Source organism: Paraburkholderia sp. BR10937, from assembly GCF_040965695.1.
GTDB lineage: Bacteria > Pseudomonadota > Gammaproteobacteria > Burkholderiales > Burkholderiaceae > Paraburkholderia.
Genome location: NZ_JBFRCL010000158.1, coordinates 1 through 612 on the forward strand (window position 1 = coordinate 1; position 612 = coordinate 612).

Sequence of the window (612 nt, forward strand, 5' to 3'; positions counted from 1 at the left end):
GTTTCGAGCCGATACTGATTCCCAAACACGAACGCCGCTTTACCGGCTTTGATGAGCGCATCATCGCCATGTACGCGCGGGGCATGAGCGTACGCGAAATCCAGGCGTTTCTGGCCGAAAGCTACGGAACGCAGGTGTCGCCCGACTTCATCAGCTCGGTCACCGACGAGGTGATGGCCGAGACACTCGCCTGGCAAAACCGACCGCTCGAACCGATGTATCCGGTCGTATTCTTTGATGCGCTTCGCGTAAAGATCCGCAGCGACGGCGTGGTGAGCAACCAGGCCGTGTATCTCGCGCTGGGCATTCAGGCCGACGGCCAGCGTGACGTACTGGGCTTGTGGATCGAGCACACCGAAGGCGCGAAGTTCTGGCTCAAGGTCTTCAATGAACTCAAGACGCGCGGCTGCCAGGACATCCTGATCGCCGTGGTCGATGGCCTCAAGGGGCTCGCCGATGCGATTGGCACGGCCTACCCGCGCACCGCCGTGCAGACCTGCATCGTGCATCTGATACGCAACAGCCTGGAATACGCGAGTTACAAGGACCGGAAGGCTATCGCCGCGGCGCTGCGCCCGATCTACACGGCCGCAAGCGGGCAGGCCGCGCAGC

1 protein-coding gene is annotated in these 612 nt (G+C 62.1%); it reads left to right on the forward strand.

The features are described 5' to 3' along the window. On the forward strand, window positions 1-612 hold a 612-nt coding region (locus AB4Y44_RS42435), incomplete at both ends, for an IS256 family transposase (protein ID WP_368702820.1).